Annotated in this window: 17 protein-coding genes; 3 read left to right on the top strand and 14 right to left on the bottom strand. The window is 63.6% G+C overall.

Annotation, left to right across the window (positions count from 1 at the left end; translation table 11 throughout):
* Positions 1-54: 54 nt before the first annotated feature.
* The 4 genes from AC3WOH_RS11990 to AC3WOH_RS11975 form a co-directional block, all read right to left on the bottom strand.
* Positions 55-2193, bottom strand: coding sequence for an alpha/beta hydrolase domain-containing protein (locus AC3WOH_RS11990; RefSeq protein WP_492229557.1), 2139 nt, complete (start codon positions 2191-2193; stop codon positions 55-57).
* Positions 2194-2410: 217 nt separating this feature from the next.
* Positions 2411-3400 (bottom strand): Bug family tripartite tricarboxylate transporter substrate binding protein, encoded by a 990-nt coding sequence (locus AC3WOH_RS11985; protein WP_492229556.1) that lies wholly within the window; start codon positions 3398-3400, stop codon positions 2411-2413.
* Between the two features lie 55 nt (positions 3401-3455).
* Entirely contained in the window at positions 3456-3833 is a 378-nt protein-coding gene (locus AC3WOH_RS11980; protein WP_492229555.1) for an AtuA-related protein, read from the bottom strand.
* Positions 3830-5209, bottom strand: a complete 1380-nt coding sequence (locus tag AC3WOH_RS11975) for an acyclic terpene utilization AtuA family protein (RefSeq protein ID WP_492229554.1) — start codon at positions 5207-5209, stop codon at positions 3830-3832. The genes AC3WOH_RS11980 and AC3WOH_RS11975 overlap by 4 nt, the downstream gene beginning before the upstream one ends.
* A 91-nt stretch (positions 5210-5300) precedes the next feature.
* Here AC3WOH_RS11975 and AC3WOH_RS11970 point away from each other — a divergent pair, with 91 nt between their 5' ends.
* Positions 5301-6206 carry a LysR family transcriptional regulator gene (locus AC3WOH_RS11970; protein ID WP_492229553.1) on the top strand — a complete coding sequence of 302 codons (906 nt, stop codon included), beginning with the start codon at positions 5301-5303 and terminating at the stop codon, positions 6204-6206.
* Positions 6207-6324: 118 nt separating this feature from the next.
* A complete protein-coding gene (locus AC3WOH_RS11965; RefSeq protein ID WP_492229552.1) occupies positions 6325-8946 on the top strand; it encodes an ATP-binding protein in 2622 nt (873 codons plus the stop codon).
* 789 nt (positions 8947-9735) lie between these two features.
* Here the strand turns inward: AC3WOH_RS11965 and AC3WOH_RS11960 are convergent.
* The 6 genes from AC3WOH_RS11960 to AC3WOH_RS11935 all read right to left on the bottom strand — a co-directional run bounded on the left by AC3WOH_RS11960 (position 9736) and on the right by AC3WOH_RS11935 (position 14866).
* Entirely contained in the window at positions 9736-10089 is a 354-nt protein-coding gene (locus tag AC3WOH_RS11960; protein ID WP_492229551.1) for a pilus assembly protein PilP, read from the bottom strand.
* Between the two features lie 68 nt (positions 10090-10157).
* Entirely contained in the window at positions 10158-10373 is a 216-nt protein-coding gene (locus tag AC3WOH_RS11955) for a helix-turn-helix domain-containing protein (RefSeq protein ID WP_492229550.1), read from the bottom strand.
* Positions 10339-10845, bottom strand: coding sequence for a hypothetical protein (locus AC3WOH_RS11950; RefSeq protein ID WP_492229549.1), 507 nt, complete (start codon positions 10843-10845; stop codon positions 10339-10341). Before AC3WOH_RS11950 ends, AC3WOH_RS11955 begins: the two co-directional genes overlap by 35 nt.
* 13 nt (positions 10846-10858) lie before the next feature.
* Positions 10859-11353, bottom strand: coding sequence for a hypothetical protein (locus AC3WOH_RS11945; RefSeq protein WP_492229548.1), 495 nt, complete (start codon positions 11351-11353; stop codon positions 10859-10861).
* Positions 11354-12010: 657 nt separating this feature from the next.
* Positions 12011-13378: an RHS repeat-associated core domain-containing protein gene (locus AC3WOH_RS11940; RefSeq protein ID WP_492229547.1), complete on the bottom strand. Its 1368-nt coding sequence runs from the start codon at positions 13376-13378 to the stop codon at positions 12011-12013.
* Between the two features lie 306 nt (positions 13379-13684).
* Complete coding sequence (locus AC3WOH_RS11935) at positions 13685-14866, bottom strand: esterase-like activity of phytase family protein (RefSeq protein ID WP_492229546.1); 1182 nt, start codon at positions 14864-14866, stop codon at positions 13685-13687.
* 364 nt (positions 14867-15230) lie between these two features.
* On the opposite strand from AC3WOH_RS11935, the gene AC3WOH_RS11930 reads away from it, so the two are divergent.
* Positions 15231-15626, top strand: coding sequence for a hypothetical protein (locus AC3WOH_RS11930; protein ID WP_492229545.1), 396 nt, complete (start codon positions 15231-15233; stop codon positions 15624-15626).
* A gap of 203 nt (positions 15627-15829) precedes the next feature.
* Here the strand turns inward: AC3WOH_RS11930 and AC3WOH_RS11925 are convergent, their stop codons facing one another.
* The 4 genes from AC3WOH_RS11925 to AC3WOH_RS11910 form a co-directional block, all read right to left on the bottom strand.
* On the bottom strand, positions 15830-16426 hold the full coding sequence (locus AC3WOH_RS11925; RefSeq protein ID WP_492229544.1) for a putative glycolipid-binding domain-containing protein: 597 nt from the start codon (positions 16424-16426) through the stop codon (positions 15830-15832).
* A gap of 511 nt (positions 16427-16937) precedes the next feature.
* Positions 16938-17468 (bottom strand): GNAT family N-acetyltransferase, encoded by a 531-nt coding sequence (locus AC3WOH_RS11920; protein WP_492229543.1) that lies wholly within the window; start codon positions 17466-17468, stop codon positions 16938-16940.
* Positions 17465-17926 (bottom strand): GNAT family N-acetyltransferase, encoded by a 462-nt coding sequence (locus AC3WOH_RS11915; RefSeq protein WP_492229542.1) that lies wholly within the window; start codon positions 17924-17926, stop codon positions 17465-17467. The genes AC3WOH_RS11920 and AC3WOH_RS11915 overlap by 4 nt, the downstream gene beginning before the upstream one ends.
* A 20-nt stretch (positions 17927-17946) precedes the next feature.
* On the bottom strand, positions 17947-18402 hold the full coding sequence (locus AC3WOH_RS11910; RefSeq protein WP_492229541.1) for a hypothetical protein: 456 nt from the start codon (positions 18400-18402) through the stop codon (positions 17947-17949).
* Positions 18403-18451 lie beyond the last annotated feature (49 nt).

Raw genomic sequence — 18451 nt, 5'->3', positions numbered from 1 at the left:
TGAAAAAGGCCGAGGCGCCTGCCTCGGCCTTTGCATTACGGGATCAACCCGTCCTCAAGGAAGGATCACCGTGGCCTTGGCCCGGTCGATCTGCGCCTGCGCATCGCGCGGCAGCAGCAGGCGCTGGGCCACCAGGGCGTTGGCCGCCTCGGTCACTGCGGCCACGTAGCCGGCCTGGTTGCCATACAGCTCTTCCAGCGACACCCGGCCGTCACCGGCCGCCAGGCGCGCGGCCCGCGTGGTGTGGAAGGGGATGTAACCGCCCGTGAGGTTAGCCAGGTCGGTGATGCCGGGCGTGGCCACGTAGTTGAACTCGAAGCTCGTGCCCAGTGGGGCGCGGGCCTCCACGCTCTGGATGCCGGCGCGGGTCAGGCCCGTGCGCGCGTCCACCTGGGGCACCAGGATGGCGTAGTCGCGGTTCAGGTTGCGCGGGGGCAGGATGGTGGCGATGCCGGCTTCGTCCTGCGGCACATACTGCGGGCCGAAGTCGAACAGCGGAAAGTTGTTGTGCCAGCCCAGGTAGTTGAAGTCGGGGATGGCCGTCTGCACGCCGTTCACCGCCCAGGTCAGCCCCTTCATGGCCGGGAAGGCCACCTGCGCGGGGCGCACCAGCGTGCCATCGGCCGCCTTGGGCACCTGGCTGGCGGGCGGCAGCGTGCCGCGCACCACCCAGTCCTCCAGGTTCAGGAACAGTGCGCGGAAGGTGTCGTTGAACTGCACCACCGTGCCCGTGGGGTAGGTCGCGCGGCTGGGCGCATAGGCGATGCTGGCCGTGCCGCCGGCCCCGCCGTGCTGGGTACTGGCGTAGTAGTAGATGCGTGCGTTGTCGGGCTGCGTCAGGTCCCTCTGGCCATTGGCATCGGTCAGCACGGGCGAGCCCTGCAGTTGCCAGAACTCCGTGCCCGACAGGCCCAGGAAGAACTTGGGGCAGGTGTTGGTGGCGGCGCAGCGCTTCATCACGCCGCCCTGGCGGCCGCTGATGTCGTCCATGTAGTCCTTGTCCAGCCCGCGCGGTGCCGTCTGGCCAAAGGCCGTGTGGTCGGTGCGCAGCCCGCCGCCGCCGCCGGGCACGGCAAAGCGGGTGTTGATGTTGGTCTGGCGCGCGGCCACGTGGGCGTACATGCCGTCGAACACCTTGCCGCCGTCGAGCGCCTGGTTGAAGCCCAGGTGCAAAAAGGTCTTCATGGCATTGCCCGACTGCGAGGTGCCCTGCCCCAGCGCATGCGTGATGCGCCCGGCCACCGGGTTGGCGGTGCCGCTGGCGTCGGCAGCCTTGCTGCGGAAGAAGCTCACCGTGTCGCGCAGCGCGGCCAGGCCCACACCCATGACCTTGGGGTCCTTGGCCACGTAGACCAGCTCATACAGGTAGGCCGGGTCGAACCCGCCCTTGAGGCAGATGCTGGCGCCGTTGGGCGTGCCGGGGAAGGCATTGGCGCCCGTGGCGTCGCAGGTGGCGAACTTCCAGTCCGCCGCCGGGATAGCCACGCGCGGGTCGGTCTCGTTGGCGCGGCGGGTGAGCGAGTAGCCGGGCTGGGTGTTGTCCAGGCTGGCAGGCTCGTAGGGGATCATGGTGCCGTTGAACACGCCGCCGGGCAGGGTCATGGCCGGGCTCGCGGCCGTGGGCACCAGTTCAGCACGGTAAGGACCGGTAATGCTGGTGCCGTCCTTGTTCTTTGCCACGGGCACCGTGGCCGTGAGGCGCGCTGCCGCGCTCTTGGGCACATCGCCCTGCCAAGCCGAGTAGAGCATCACATAGCCGCGCTCCAGGTACACGGCGTCGCTGGGCGTGGCCGTGGGGTTGAGCATGGTGAGGATGTTGCCGCGATTGGGCGCGTCGTAGCGCAGCACCCCGCTGGCCTTGGCCATGTCCTTGGGTTTCAACATCACGAACTCGGTCTTGTACTCGGCCATGCCCCGGGCATTGACGGGCGCGAGCGCCAGGTCCTGGATGGTGGCGTTCTTGGGGTCGGCCGGGTCCACCTCGCCCGACAGCGTGCCCGTGAGGCGCTCGTAGGCGCCCACCGTGCCGTAGCTACCGGGGAAGTCTTCGCGGGCGGTGATCTCCAGCTTCATGACCGGGGCCTTGCCGGTCAGGCCGTCGTCGTTGCTGCTGCCACCGCAGGCCGTGAGGGCTGCTGCGGCTGCGGCCGTGAGGGCGATGGCGCCCAGGGTGGGATAAAGATGTTTTCTCATTTCGCTTGTCTCCTGTGTGGTTGGTCTTGTGGTCTGCTGGAAAAAACAGGCATGCAGCGGCCCTGCACCTCGCCCGGTTCGGGCAGGCTCTCTGGCATGGCTGCGCCAACACCGGCTGCGCGCGGGCAGCCGATGGGCTCAAATCAGGGATGGGCTGTGCGCGCGGTCAACGCAGGGCACAGGGCTGCGCGCGGAGGGGCGCGCAGGTAAGCAAGGCTTACTCGGCTTCGATACCGGCGGCCTTGATGACCTTGCCCCACTTCACCGTCTCGGCAGCCTGGAACTTGGCCAGCTCGTCGGGCGTGGTGGTCCAGGCTTCGGAGCCTGCGGTGTCGTAGAAGGACTTGGCGGCGGCGCTCCTGGTCGCGGCGGCCATCAACTCGTTGAGGCGCGCCACCACGGCGGGCGGCGTGCCGGCAGGGGTGTAGGCCGCGAACCAGTAGCCCATGTCGTAGCCCTTGACGCCGGCCTCGTCGATGGTGGGCACGTCGGGCAGCTGCGAGCTGCGCTTTTGCGTCGAATAGCCCAGGGCGCGCAGCTTGCCGGCCTTGACCTGGGGCACGCCGGTGGAGGTGTCGGTGATCATCATGTCGATCTGCCCGCCCAGCAGGTCGGTGATGGCCAGGGGGTTGCTCTTGTAGGGCACGTGCAGGATGTCCACGCCCGCCAGCTGCTTGAGCATCTCGCCCGCCATGCGGCTCGACGAGCTGCCGCTGCCAAAGCTCAGCTTGCCCGGCGTCTTCTTCGCTGCGGCCACCACGTCGCCCACGCTCTTGTAGGGCGATGCGGCATTCACCACCATCACCTGCCCGCCCTTTCCGAGGCCGCTGATGGGCGCGAAGTCCTTCACCGGATCGTACGAGAGCTTCTTGTACAGGTGCTCGTTGGCCGCGTGCGTGGTGTTGGTGGTGATGAGCACGGTGTAGCCGTCTGCCGGCGCCTTGGCCACGGCCTGCGCGGCAATCATGCCGCTGGCGCCGGCCTTGTTGTCGATGACCACGGGCTGCTTGGTGTCGGTGGTGATGGACTGGCCGATGGCGCGCGCCAGCTGGTCGGTGGCGCTGCCGGCGGCGAACGGCACCACGAAGGTGATGGCCTTGGCCGGGTAGGCCTGGGCAAGGGCCGTGCCGGCCAGGCCCAGCGAGGCGGCCAGGGCCACCGCGGCGGACAGGGCCTGTCGGCGGGAAGGAAGGTGGAATGCGGTCATGGTATCTGTCTCCTGGTGTTGTTGATGGTGAAAGAAAGCGAAGAAAGCAAAAAGATCAGCCGGGCCCGGCCAGGTGCCCTTGCAGCGCGGCGGGCACCTGCACCGGCAGGTCCAGCAGCCAGTAACTCAGCGCCTTGCCATGGCTGTCGAGGTTGAGGGCGTCGTTCACGCCGCCGTCGAGCACGTCGTCGAGCACGAAGTTCATGGCCTGCAGTTGCGGCAGCACATAGCGCACCACCCGGCCCGGCTGGCGGTGCGCAAAATGGCGGGCCACGGCGGCTTCGGTCACCTCGGCCAGCAGCACATCCCACAGCGCGGGGTGCCAGGCGATGACGCTGATGTTGGAGCGGTTGCCCTTGTCGCCCGTGCGGCTGTGCGCCAGGCGGTACAGGGGCACGGTGATGGTGGTGGTGGTGGTGGTGGTGTCGGTCATGCTGCGGCCCTCCCCTGCCCTGTGGCGTCGTCGAACATGCGGTAGCCCGTGGGCACGGCTTCGCGCGGCACCAGGCACGAGACGGTGCCCAGGCGTGGCCGCATGGCCGTGCGCACACCGCCGCCGCCGGCGGGGCCGCAGGTGTACAGGGCCGTCACCTCGCGCAGCAGGCGCTGGGCGCTGGCGTGGTCGCGGTGCTGCAGGGCCACGCGCAGGCGCACGTCGCGGGCATCGCCGCCCCTTCCATCGAGCCAGCGGCCGGCATCGTCGCCCAGCACGCTGGTCACGCCGATCAGGTCGATGCGCAGCGGGCCCAGGCCGGCCAGCCGCTCGCGCAGCACCTCACCCGCCAGGCGGGCGCGGGCCTCGGCGCGGGCGCCGGCATACGAGATCTCGCCCTCGGCGAACCAGCCCGACTCGAAGCACACATTGACCTTGAGCGTGGCGGGCCGGGCATGACCGCGCACACCCTCCAGGCGCACGGCGTCGGGCCCCACGGCGGTCACGCGGGCCTCGGTGATGTCGGCCACCACGTCGGGTGTCAGGTAGGCGGCAGGGTCGTGCAGCTCGTACAGCAACTGCTCCTTGACCGTGCGCTCGTCGATGCGCCCGCCCGTGCCCGGGGGCTTGGTGATGGTGCAGTGGCCGTCGGCGTCGATCTCGGCGATGGGGTAGCCCAGGCGGGCCATGCCGGGCACGTCCTTGTAGCCGGGGTCGGCGAAATAGCCGCCCGTGACCTGGGCGCCGCATTCGAGCAGGTGGCCGCACATGGTGGCGCGGGCCAGGCGGTCCCAGTCGTCGTGCGCCCAGCCGTAGTGGGCCAGGGCCGGGCCCAGCACCAGCGAGGGGTCGGCCACACGGCCGCAGACCACCACGTCCGCGCCCTCGCGCAGCGCACCGGCAATGGCCTGGGCGCCGATGTAGGCGTTGGCACTGGCGATGGGCTCAACGGGCATGGCATCGCCCAGGGCCCCCTGCAGCAGCGCGCGGTGGGCGGGGCTGCTCAGGTCGTCGCCCTGCACCACGGCCACGCGCGGGCGGCGCAGGCCCAGTTCGGCCGCCAGTTGCACGATGCGCCGGGCCGCGCCCTCGGGGTTGGCGGCGCCGAAGTTGCTCACGATGCGCACGCAGTGCGCCAGGCAGTCGCCCAGCACGGGGCGCAGCATGTCCACCAGCAGGGGTTCGTAACCCGCATCAGGGTCGGTGCGGCGGGCCAGTTGGGCCAGGGCCAGGGTGCGCTCGGCCAGGGTCTCGAAGATCAGCACGGCGGGCTTGCCGCTGGCGACCAGGGCCTGCACCACGGGTGCGGCGGCGTCCGTGCGGTCGCCCGAGAAGCCGGCGGCGCAGCCGACCAGCAATGTTGCGTTGTTCGCCATAAGGTGTCTTTGTCTCCTGGGCCGAATGTAGGCACCCGGTGTTATTCTGTGAAATAGATTGTTGGTATCAATCCATCCGTTTTTCAAATTAATGAGCGCGCAGCACCACCTGTCCACCCGCCAGCTCGACGCCTTTCTGGCCCTGGCCGAGCAGCGCAACTTCACGCGTGCCGCCGCCCAGTGCCATCTGTCGCAGCCGGCGTTCAGCGCCCTGATCCGCGCGCTGGAGGACGACCTGGGCCTGCGCCTGTTCGACCGCAGCACGCGCCATGTGGACCTGACGGGCGAGGGCCAGAACTTCCTGGAGTCGGCCCGGCGCATCCGCGGCGAGATCACGGCCGCGCTGGCCGCCGTGCGCGACGCCGCCACGCTGCAGCGCGGGCGCGTGGCCGTAGCGCTGCTGCCCTCGCTGGCCGCGGGCTGGCTGCCGGGGGTGCTGGCGGCCTACCGCAGTGCCCACCCGGGCATCGAGATCGACATTGCCGACGTGCTGTCGGAGCCCTGCATCGAGCGCGTGGCCAGCGGCAAGGCCGACTTCGCGCTGGCCGCCATCCGCGCCGACACGCCCGAGCTGCAGGCCGAGCCTTTTTGCAGCGACGACTTCCACCTGGTGTGCCCGGCCGAACACCCGCTGGCCCGGCGCAAAAAGCCCATCACCCCGGCCGACCTCGCAGGCTACCCCTTCATCCACCTGGCGCGCACCAGCAGCGTGCGCCAGTACCTGGAGGCCGCCTTCCACCCGCAGGGCATGCACACCCTGATGGAGTTGGAGCAACTGGCCAGCGTGATGGGCATGGTGCGCGCGGGCCTGGGCATCAGCGTGGTGCCGGCGCTCACGCTGTTCCACTTCGACCAGCCGGGGCTGGTCACCCGGCCGCTGGCCCTGCCCGGCCTGCTGCGCCAGATCTACCTGGTGCGCCGGCGCGACCGCAGCCTGTCAGTGGCGGCGCAGGCGCTGTACGCGCTGGTGATGGCACACCGGCCGGGTTCGGGGTAAACCCGCCCGATTTGGTGTGGAGGCATAGGCACGCACCTACAAAATCCTTGGACAAGTGTCTTTATCATGGCGCGAAAACGCGGTGCCACACCGCCGAATCCCTGACGCACTGGCACCCATGTCCACAGCCCTTCCCACGACCCAAGCATCCCTTCTATCGGCCGGCGGCGAAATGGCCGGGCTGATCGCCCGCTTCGACTGGTCGCGCACCGAACTGGGCCCGCTTGACCAGTGGCCCGCCCACCTCACGCTGGCCCTGGCCAACATGCTGCGCTGCCCCATGCCGATTGCCACGCTGTGGGGCGAGGTGGGTGTGCTGATCTACAACGACCCGTATGCCAAATTCGCGGGCGGGCGCCACCCGGGCCTCTTGGGCATGGAGATCCGCGAGGCCTGGCCCGAGGCCGCCGACCTCAACGACCGGGTGCTCAAGGTCTGCATGGCCGGTGGCACCCTGAACTACGAAGACCAGGAGCTGAGCCTGAACCGCGACGGCGTGCACAAGCCGCTGTGGGTAGACCTTAACTACTCGCCCCTGGTGGACGATGCCGGCACCCCCGTGGGCGCCATGGCCCTGGTGGTGGAGACCACCGACAAGGTGCTGGCCGACCGCCGCCTGCTGATGGAGCGCGAGCGCTTTGCCCAGCTGTTCGAGCAGTCGCCCAGCTTCATGGTGCTGCTGCAGGGGCCCACGCACCGCATCGAGCTGGCCAACCCCGGCTACCAGACGCTGGTGGGCGAGCGCAATGTGCTGGGCCGCACGGTGGCCGAGGCCCTGCCCGAAGCGGCCGAGCAAGGCTATGTGGCCATGCTCGACGGCGTGTACGCCAGCGGCAAGGCGGCCACGGCCTATGGGGCGCGCTTCGACATCCGCCAGCATGCGGGCGAGCCCATCAGCGAACGCTACCTGGACTTTGTGTACCAGCCCATCCGCGACGCGGCCGGCACCGTGACCGGCATTTTTGTCGAAGGCCTGGACGTGACCGAGCGCGTGCTGGCCGAAACCAAGCGTGACGCGCTGATCGGCTTTACCAACGAATTGCGCGTGCTGGGCAGCGTGGACGCCATCAGCCTGGCGGCCGCGCGCATTCTGGGCGAAACGCTCAAGGCCTGCCGCGCGGGCTACGGCACCATCGACCACGACGCCGAAACCTTCTCGGTGGAAAGCGACTGGACCCAGCCCGGCGTAGCCCCGCTGCAGGGCCTGCTGCACCTGCGCGACTTCGGCAACTTCATCGACGACCACAAGCGCGACGAGTTCGTGGCCATCGACGACGTGCGCGCCGACCCGCGCACGCTGGCCCAGGCCGCGCGGCTGGAGCCCCTGCACGCACGTGCCTTCATGAACACCCCACTGGTCGAGCAAGGCCGCCTGGTGGCCATGCTCTTTGTGACCAGCGACGAGGTGCGCCACTGGACGCAGGAGGAAATCGGCTTCATGCGCGAGATCGCCGGGCGCACGCGCATCGCCACCGAGCGCGTGCGCAACGAACTGGCCCTGCGCGAGAACGAGGTTGCGCTGCGCGAGATGAACGAATCGCTGGAGCGCAAGGTGAGCGAGCGCACCCACGAGCTGATGGAGGTGGAGGCCAAGTTCCGCCAGTCGCAGAAGATGGAGGCCATTGGCCAGCTCACGGGCGGCATTGCGCACGACTTCAACAACCTGCTGGCGGGCATGAGCGCCAGCCTGCAGGTGCTGGAAAAGCGCCTCAACGCGAAGAACTTCGACAACACTGAGCGCTACATCGGCATGGCGCAAAGCTCGGTGCGGCGCGCGGCTTCGCTCACGCAGCGCCTGCTCGCATTCTCACGCCGCCAGACGCTGGACCCGCGCCCCACCGACGTGAACCGCCTGGTGGGCGGCATCGAGGAGATGGTGCGGCGCACCGTGGGCCCGTCCGTCGAGGTGGAGGTCGTGGGCGCCGGCGGCCTGTGGCTCACGCAGGTGGACCCCTCGCAGCTCGAAAACGCCGTGCTCAACCTGTGCATCAACGCGCGCGATGCCATGGCCCCCAACGGCGGGCGCCTGACCATCGAGACCGCCAACAAGTGGCTGGACGACCGCGCCGCCGCCGAACGCGAGCTGCCGCCAGGCCAGTACATCTCGCTGTGCGTGACCGACACCGGCGTGGGCATGGCGCCCGAGGTGATCGCCCGCGCGTTTGACCCGTTTTTCACCACCAAGCCCATGGGCCAGGGCACGGGGCTGGGTTTGTCGATGGTGTATGGCTTTGTGCGCCAGTCGGGCGGGCAGGTGCGCATCTATTCCGAACCCGGTCAGGGCACCACCATGTGCCTGTACCTGCCGCGCTATGTGGGCGACGCCGAGCAGGCCGGCCAGGACGCACCGCCCAGTTTTGACCACCGCGCCGACGGCGAGGTGGTGCTGCTGATCGAAGACGAGGCCACCATCCGCGGCCTGATCGCCGAAGAGCTGGAAGACCTGGGCTACAACGTGATCTCGGTGGGCGATGGCCCGGCCGGCCTGCACGTGCTGCAGTCCGGCCGCCGCATCGACCTGCTGCTGACCGACGTGGGCCTGCCGGGCGGATTGAACGGCCGCCAGGTGGCCGACGCGGGGCGCGTGACGCGGCCGGACCTGAAGGTGTTGTTCATCACCGGGTATGCGGAGAACGCCGCCGTGGGCAATGGGTTGCTGGCGTTTGGGATGGAGGTGATCACCAAGCCCTTCGACGTGGCGGCGCTTGCCGCCAAGGTGCAGGAGATGATTGAGAGGTGAGCGACTGACCACCATCGATGGACCGATCACTCCATCACCCAGTACCTGCGGCTCACTCGAAGCAGCCCACCCGCACCGGCCACACTGCAAGGTCATGTGACGGATTGCACTGCAGACTAGATTCACAGTGGTCTCGCCATTTTCAGAAGCTCCGCAAACTTACGGCTCAGTTTGATGATGGATGGGAATTTCGATGGTGTGAGGGCAAAAGAAAAAACCTGATCCCTCCACTCCGCAAACATGACGATAAAAACAAGTAGGCATGAAAGCTATTTTTACCAATAGATTTTGGCTTTTCCTTGCGTCTCTTACGTCGATCTTTAATGAAATAAAAAATGGTAGGCAAGAAATACACCAGAAAGCTCGATGCAACAGCTATCGCAAATATAACTAGGCTGTCTGTTTCGATATGCTTGGCCACATAAATTGCAGACCCAAGAGCCGCCAAAACGAGCAGCAACTCAAATACATTCACCCCTCTTTGATACTTTAGACGTCTCATTTCAATTACATTCACAGCCGCTGTAATCGCTGATCGATTTTCCAACCATACCTAAACCAATCCCAACCGTCACGATTAATCCTCCAGGCGTTGACCTCGTTCGATGATTGGGGTCAGGCCTCAATACTGTTCGGTTAGATGGCATTACTCGTTTCCGCACCGTCACTGGCATGGCATTTAACATGACCGCCTGCAATCTATTGGAACATGCCTTGGCGCTGTCCGCTCATGGCTGGCTTGAGAGCTGACCCCTTCATTATTAAGCGCATTTCCTCCATATATCAAAATTACTTAATTTCCATGTCCTTGATTTTTACTAGATTACCCTCCTCAGGATTGATCTTAAAAATTCGCCTCTCCTCCATCCATTCAAGGTCTTTATTTTTTACGACCTCATTTAATATCATTGTATTATTTTTTAGAAAAATTACAAGCCCGTTGTTTTTTCCAACCACATCACCCTTGCGCACGCGATGACTGTAGCCGTGGGGGTCAATAATTATCAAAATAGTTTCTGAATTTTTCTCATAAATGGATTTTACATAGAGCTCGCTCAGATCATAAGCCTCCAACGCCTGTGGATTCATGTCAGCAAAAGAAGGGGATGCAAACAGAAAAACAATCAATGCAACGGTCTTCATTTTAAACCTCTCGTTCTCGCTGCTTTGGGGTCATAAACTATGGTAGGACCCTGTGGCCATGGTTGGAGTCAGGTCTTGCCTTTTGCCTTTTCCAATCCCGACCACAGCTCCTTCGCGGCCCTCGGCATCAATGCCCGCTGCGCCGACACGATACGGCTGACACGCGAAACCGACAAGCCCAACTGGCGCGCGATCTGCGACAGGCTGATTTGTGATGCATAGTGTTCCTGCACCAAAGCCTGATCGCGTTCAACAAAGAACTTTACGTCGCATATATTCGACACCTTTTTTAATATATTTATTCAAATCTGCCAGTTCATTTTTAGACAAAGCTGCTTCACGAGCGACAACAGCGGCAGAAGGCAAGTTATTTCCCAGGAATAATTTAATTGCAATTTTGTCGATGTTTGATTTTTTTGCATCAACCATTTCCTCATTGAATGTTCTCAACATATCATCAAGAGTGTCAACAAAATTAAGCAGAGTGGAGCAATGGGTTTCATCAATAATTTCTTCAGGAATAATTGATTCGATTAATTTTATGATCGAATCAATATCAATCGTGAGCGTCACGAGGGCCAGCGAGTCAAGATTCAATATTTTCGAATAAAGCAAGATATCACTAAGCGAATCTGCCGACACCACCTTTTCAGATTCCAGCAGCGCGGCAAATTTATCGCCATCTCTCCCCTCGATCCAGAGCGCAAAACGAGAAATACGACCATCAAACACAAATTCGACGGGGTAGCCTTTCATTCCATCATCCTCCTCACTCGCAGTTCTTCTTGATTTTGCTGTATTCCGATCCTGGCCCTCTTTTGTTGGCCCTTGGATCGCCTTTCCCATAGTTCTCTTCAAGCAAGCTGGTTCGGGTCAGGTCTTGCCTTTTGCCTTTTCCAACTCCGACCGCAGCTCCTTCGCGGCCCCCGACATGAATGCCCGCTGCGCCGACACGATACGGCTGACACGCGAGACCGACAAGCCCAACTGGCGCGCGATCGATCTGCGACAGGCTGATTTGTGATGATGCATAGTGCGCCTGCACCAAAGCCTGGTCGCGTGTGGGGCACAAGGCCTGCCAGTCTTGCAGGCTCTTGGGGCTGGCGCGCTGTGTTTTTGGAATCTCCTTGGAGCTGGCAGTGCGGTCGCTGGCAAGCGCCTGCATGCGCAGTACAAAGTCATCATCGCCCAGGTACATCTGCTGGCGCAGGCCCTGGGCCCATAGTTGAACCCCTTGCCCCGCTTGCACCACCGCAAAAGACAAGACCTGACCCCTTCATCCCTGCATGCCGTATTCGCCCAGCAGGGTTCCGTCCTGGCCGTAGACATACGCGAAGCCGAGCTTTGCACGTCGCTGCTGCCGGGGCTCCACAGGCGTGAGAAGAAGCTCATCAGCTGCTCAATGACGCCTTGGGGCTCTGGCTTGGCGGCGGGGTCGTCCTCTTCCTCGTCGGCCAGCAGGTTGTTCAGATTCTTGCCGTTGGCGCGGTGGGTGTTGGGCATTGAGCCAAATTGGGCCCCACCGCCTGATAGGTATGTCTTGAATGCTATCAATTTAAGATTTCTTGACAGCTACAAGCAAGCACGCGTGGGGCGGGTTTTACTTCAGTTTGAATCCATTGCTTCGTGATTTTAGCAAAAGGCAAGACCGCCCCCCAATCTCCCGATTCTAGTCCGCTACCTTATTAGCGCTCGAGATGCGGAACCTACCCTCGATCACCTAAAAATTTCAAGCAGCTGAAAATTTTGATAAATAAACAAATCGTCCAATATATCGAATAAAAAATCAAGGCAGCAATAAGTGCCCACACGGGAATAAACCATATTGTTTCGCCACACATGCCTGCACAAAATGTGACACGCATCAGTTTTCCAGCAAACGCAAATCCAAGACCAAGGACGCAACAAATCAGCCAAGCCTTCATTTTCTTGGCTCCATGTACGTCTTCCACGTATCGCTTGAAGCAGAAGGCCAGGCCCCCATTTTGGGATAGCTTGGCAATAGAGTGATGCCCAGCGGCGTCACATCCCCATACGGTCCCGTAACGCTGCTTCCTGGTAGGAGTGGCGCAAGCCGTTGGATGAACGAATTATCACCATAAGCGACCGCACATGCACACACCTCAATGGGCATTCCATCTTTCCATTCCTTGTTGTCACGGATGATTTTTGCCAAATCTGCCGGCGATATCAGCGTTCTGCCATCAGGACCCACAAGGCTGCCGTTGTAGTTACTATGGGAGATTACTGTGACGCTATTAGGATCGTCACGGACTTTGCCCGCTTGCCTCCATTCCTTACTGCCAGGCGGCAACAGATTTATTAGCAAAAGTCCGTAAGGATCAATGAAGCTCAACGTATTCCCGCCCACATACCCAAACCGATTAAACCCACCATCGAGCCCAATCGGATCGGCCTGCGTATACCGCCCCCGCTCCGCACTGTAGCTGCGGAAGTAGTTGTAGTGCAGGTTGCTCTCTTTGTCGTAGTACTGCCCCGGGTAGCGCAGGTTGAAGGTCACCTCGGGGATGCTGGTGCTGCCCGTGGTGGGGTTGGTGGTTGCGTCGGTGAAGCGCTTGGCTCCCAGCGTGGGCTGTTCGTCGCCAAAGGCGCTGTATGCCCATTGCCAAGCCACCTGGCCGTCGGCCTGGGTCAGCTTGCGGGGCGTGTTCAGGTGGTCGCTGTGCACGGCGTACGCGACCCCATTGACGATAGCGGCAATGGGCATGGGGCCGTTGGCCGTGGGCAGGTAGATGTACTGGGTGGTGCCGGTGCTGGCGCTGCCGCCCATGCCGTATTCGCCCAGCAGGGTGCCATCCTGACCGTAGACATACGCGAAGCCAAGCTTTTGCGCGTCGCTGCTGCCGGGGCTCCACAGGCGGGTGAAGAATTCATACGCGGTCTGGATCAGGCCCTTGTCTTTTTCCTTCTCCGCTTCTTCCTGGTCTTCGGGGTCGGCCAGCAGGTTGTTGAGGTTCTTGCTGCTGGTGGTCGATCCTGATCCTGATCCGCTGGCGAACAGTGGTTCGGTCTTGAACACGCGCTGGCCCAGGGCGTTGTGGGCGTACTGGGTGCTGGGGGCGTCCACGCCCGTGCCGGTGGTGACTTTTTCCAGGCGTTCCTGGCTGTCGTACTGGAAGCTGCGTAGCCTGCGGCTTGGTCTTGCAGTGAGGCGTGGAGACGCCCGACCGGCACCGTTGAACCGGCATCGGCGTTGGTCAGAAAAGGGCTCAGCGCTCGGATGAAATCTCACGACGGCAGTATGGGCCACCAAGGCGGCATCAGCCAAACACAGTTTGCGCCTGGACCTCGATGGGCTCACGCCGGTCACCCCGCGAGGTCACGTGGTAGATGGCACCGGGGAACTCGATTCGCAGTGGTCTTGCCATTTTTAATACTTCCGCAACTGACGGCTACGGTGTTGTTGTCGCCGTGCCCTGAAGACCTCTGGACTCTGTCCCGGTTTAGCCCAACCGTACGGTGGTCGGCTACGCATCCTGCGCCAACCGCCCCCTCAACGGCTCCAGCGCAGTCTCCCACCAAAAAATAGCGGTAGGTCGCCCGCAGATGCCTTGCGGGCGCGCGCCACCCACCCTTACTCCGGCAACACCTCAAACACCAAAAACTGATTGGCCTGCGTATCCGCCGTGAAGTTGTTGTCTGCCGCCAGCACGAGGGTGCGGTGGCCGTTGGGCAAGGTCTTGCCCCAGGTGATGGCCTCGATGTTGTCGAGCTTGACGCCCTGGTAGGTGATGGGCATTTCGAGCAACAGCTTGCGCGTCATGGGCGTGTACGCCGCAGCGCCTGCCAGGCTGGCCATGCTGCTCACGTTGGTGGTGGCGTCGGTGATTTCGGTGAGCACCAGGCGGATGGTGTTGCCGATGCCCGAGGCAAAGGCGCGCTCGATGGCGATGAATTTCTTGTTGCCAATGGCCAGCATGTCCGACAGGCCGTTGTCCGGACCGAAGGGTGCACCGGCCGGTGCATCCACCGGGATCTTGGGCAACTGGTAGGCGTACTGGGCCTTGGCGTTGCCGGTGGCGGGGTCCATGGCGGTCACGCGCACCACGCTGCCGGCCTGCACGGTGGTCAGCGGGCCGTCCTGGATCAGCGCATCTTCGTTGGCCACGAACACCGTGCCATCGGGCGCCACGGTCAGCGCCTCGAAGAGCTTGTTGCTGCGCGCGCCGGTGGTGGTGTTGTCCACATAGTTGTAGATCGCGGGCATCTTGAACTCGCGCACGAACTTGCCGGCGGTGGTCATCTCGCGCACAAAGGGCTGGAACAGGGTCGCAGCCGTGGTTCCCCAGTTGCCTTCGGACGACCAGTACAGGTTGCCATTGGGTGCGAGGCGAATGGCCTCGGGGTCCACCGTGCGGGCGTTGGCGGGGAAGTTGCTGCCGTCTTCGCGCTGCATGTAGGTCTGGCGGTTGACCTTGACCGTCACGGGGCCCGTGGCCTCGTAGTCGATGCTCAGGTTGTAAAAGCGTGGCGTGCCGCGCTCGCCGCCCCGGTCGTCCGAGATGGCCCAGTAGCTGCCGTCGGTGGCACGGTCCAGACCCGAGATGCCGCCGAACTCCACGCCCTCGAACATCGTGCCGGTGGGCAGGGATGCGGTGCCGATGAGCTTGAGGGATGCGACACGGGTTTCGCCATTGTTGTCGTCACCACCGCCGCCGCAGGCGGCCAGGGTGGCTGCGGTCAGTGCTGCCAGGGCAAAAGCAGTGCCCATGCGGCGCCAGGCGGTGGTGGCGAAAAAGGTGCGAGCGAAGCCCATGTCGTGTGTCTTTCTGCGGGGATGATGGAGGGAGAAAGCACGGGAGCTTGGGGGGCGAATGCGTCAACGGCGTGACAGGCAAAGCGGGTTTCGTCGCTTCGTTGCAGTGCCCACACAGCGGGCGGTTGCGCCTGGGTACCCGCAGAGGCTCAGAGCGGGGGAACCAGCTACCGCACGAAATGGCGTCTGCCCGTGCCTGTTGGCCCAACGCACCGGGACACCAAGGCTATATTCCGCCATCGCGGTCATTGCACCGGGGCGACGGCTTCGCCCCCTGCCCCGCATTCACATTCAGTCAGCGCCATGCGCATCCATCAGTCACCCAATCGACCAACGGTCCCTCCAGAAAAGGCATCTGCCAGCAATGCTTGAGATCCTGGCACTTGCCTACATGACCCTTGCCGCCCTGCGGTCCACCCGATTCCTGCGAAGGAACACAGCGCTTTTGCGGGAGTTCGGCGCACCCACCGCCTGGATTCCGCTCGTCTATCTTTTCCCGCTGGGCCCGGCCATTCTGCTGTTTCTTCCGATGGTGATCGGGCTGGTGCCCGCCGCCGCGCTCGCATTGGCCTGCTATGCGCCTGTGCTTTGCCTTCTACCACCTGCGCGCAAGCGCATTGAACGAAGTGGCACCGACCGAACCCAGGACCTGGGCGAGGCTTTGGGCACGGTGTTCATCACGGGCGTAGGGGGCGCCGTGTATGTCATTGCACGGACGGGCATCGTGCTGCTCATGGGCGCAAGTGCGACCTTGGGTTAGTGTCCTGCCCCGCAAATAAATGCCAATAAAACCGCGTCTTTCACGCCAGTGCCGCGTTGCAAATCCTCGCGATAGCTACGGCTATCGCTGCGGTTTGCGCCTTGCCTTGGCGCGAAATCCATCGGTTTTATTTTTGGCATCTATTTACGGGACAGAACACTAGGCATCGCTCGCCACGCGGCCCCAGGATCTGCAGCAAGGCTTCAGGAAGCGACCCTTGCGAACAGCTCCGGGTAGTCCACCACCGCGCCGTTCTCACACACTTCGAGCACGCCGCTGTAGCCAACCGTAGGCGCGTCGTACTGGTAGCGCATGGCATCCAGCCGCCGGTAAATCTGCGGGAGTTCCTTGAGTGTCAGGTCGGGGAACGACAGCCAGGCCGCCGGAGCCTGGGCCTGTTGCCCCACCTGCAGCGCCATGCGGCGGATGGCGATCATGTTGGTGGCGGGGCTGAAATTGAGGTCGATGTCGGGACATGCGTGCGCTGAAACACCGGTGTCCGCATCGGGCTCACTGCCCTGCCCCACCCGCCACTGCCCATCGGGGCCCGGATGGAAATGCAGGTCCACCAAGCGATCACCGCAGTGGCCCAGCACCTGCGCCGCCTGAGTCACCCAACGCGCATCGACCGTGACCGCATAGCCCAGGTCGCAGGCCAGCCCTTCGTCATGGAACACCGCCATGCCGCGCAAGTCCCAGCCGCCGTCGGCACGCGGGTAGACGCGGCAGACATCGCTGCCAGGGCTGTAGAGGCGGCGCCAGAAGAAGGTGTGCCTCGGGGACGGCCATGCCGATTGCATGAAATCATTTTGCACCAAGCATCCTCCAGAACATGGATGACTTACCGGGCTTTGCTGATCGCCTTGCATCCTGCATCGACAAAGCGGCTCCAGTACCTCGCGACGCAAAGGTCAACACACCACGCACAGAGAAGAATGCCAATGGGCCACACAACCCACCACCGGGCGACGACAAAGTCCAGAGGCGCCAAAAACCAAAAGAATTCGCTTCCCAAAGCCTCCTTCCACACTGGCAGCAAAGAGTAATCGAGGTGTTGGTACGCGATACCGACTGCTTGGACCATCAAGACCCAAGTGGAGTAGCCCAGGAGTGTGACTGCAGCGACAAAAAGTATTGTCCATCGCATATGACCGCGCTGCCGCCAAGCTGTTCGCAAGGAAAAGAGCAAAGGACTGCACACACACAAGACATGAAACGCAAACAGCAGCCACAAAGCCGCGTTGTCAGTCACGCTCCCCTGGAACTCAGGCACCACAGGCATGCCGAAAGCCGTTGGCACCGAACAGGCGCTTAGCGTTCGCCATCCACCAGCCTCCCCATCTGCAAGCCATCGTGGTAGACGCCATCGATGCACACGGCCTCCGGCTCGGTGCCCCAGGCCACAAAGCCCAGGGATTCGTACAAAGCGCGGGCGGCCGGGTTGGGCAGGTACATGGTGAGGTGCAGGCGGCGCGCGCCGGCCTCACGTGCATGCGCCACGGCGCGCTCCACTACCATGCGGCCCAGGCCCTGGCGGCGGTACGTGGGCGCCACGAAAGTGCCCCACAGGATGAACTTGTGGCGTGACGACGAGAACGGCCCGCTGGGCGTGACCGCGGCGGTAGCGGCCAGCTCGCCATCAACGAGGGCGCCGAACACCGCATTCGATGGCGCACCCAACTGGTCGCGAAAACCTTGCAGCGGCCGGGCCAGTTCTTCCTGCAGGCCCAGGCCCAGGGGCACGGGGTTGTCGGCCGCCACCTGGCGGCGCAGCGCGCTGAAGGCCTCGGCATCGTCAGCTGTGAGCCGACGCACGGTGGTGCCGGCCGCCGACAAGGTCACGCAGCCACCTGCACGTCCTTGCGCATGAACACGCTGTGCACATCGGGCGCGTAGTCGCCAAATGGCCCGCACTCCTCGTACCCCATGCGGGCATACAAGGCCAGCGCCTCGGGCTGCAAGGGGCCGGTCTCCAGAGCGAAGCGGGTGCAGCCGCGGGCGATGGCCTCGGCTTCGACAAAGGCCAGCAGGGCCCGCGCCAGGCCCTGGCCGCGCGCCTCGGGGCGCACGTACATGCGCTTGACCTCGCTGAAATCGGCGCCCAGCACCATTGCGCCGCAGCCCAGGGCCACGCCGTCCGCATTGCGCGCCACGGCGAACAGCACATTGGGCTGCGAGAGCGCGTTCAGGTCGATGCCATGGTGGCTCTCGGGCGGGTACAGCGGTTTCTGGAAGGCGTCGAGGTCGTCGATGAGCTGCACCACATCGGGCTGGCGCGGGGATTCGAGTTGGATGCGCATGGTGAATTGGTTTCCTGGGCTCACTTGGCAAGGTCCTTGAGCAATTGGTCCTTGGCCTCCTGCCCCGTCTTCTTTTCACCCAGTTGGTACTGGCCGAACACCACGCCATGCACCAGCGGCTCTTTGCCCTGGGCGTCGAAGACGGCCAGAAAGACCTGGTCGCCAAACTGGTCCACCTTCACGGCCAGTCGCTCTGCCCCCTTGACGTAGCCATGCACATTGCCCTCGAAGGCTTCGCCCACCTTGGCGTAGCCGGCACTGGCCATGGACGTGGCCACCCGCTGCAGCATCTCAGCGCGTGAGACGCCGCTGTATTCCACATACAGGCCGTGGTCGTTGGTCGTGGCTTCCACCTTCACGAGCTTGTCTTTCACCACGGGAATGCCGCGCCACTCGGTGGGTGCGGCGGGTGAGCAGGCGGCCAGCGCAGCGGCGAGGCCCAGGGTGGCGATGGTGGTTGACCAAGGCAATGGCATGAGCGTTTTCCTCCCCTTTTCAGAACCAACTCTTGTGTGTGCAAACGGA

The sequence above is a fragment of the Acidovorax sp. FW305-C-20-28 genome (assembly GCF_058783375.1).
Note: the sequence above shows the minus strand (reverse complement) of the source record. Positions and strands in the feature narration are given on the sequence as shown.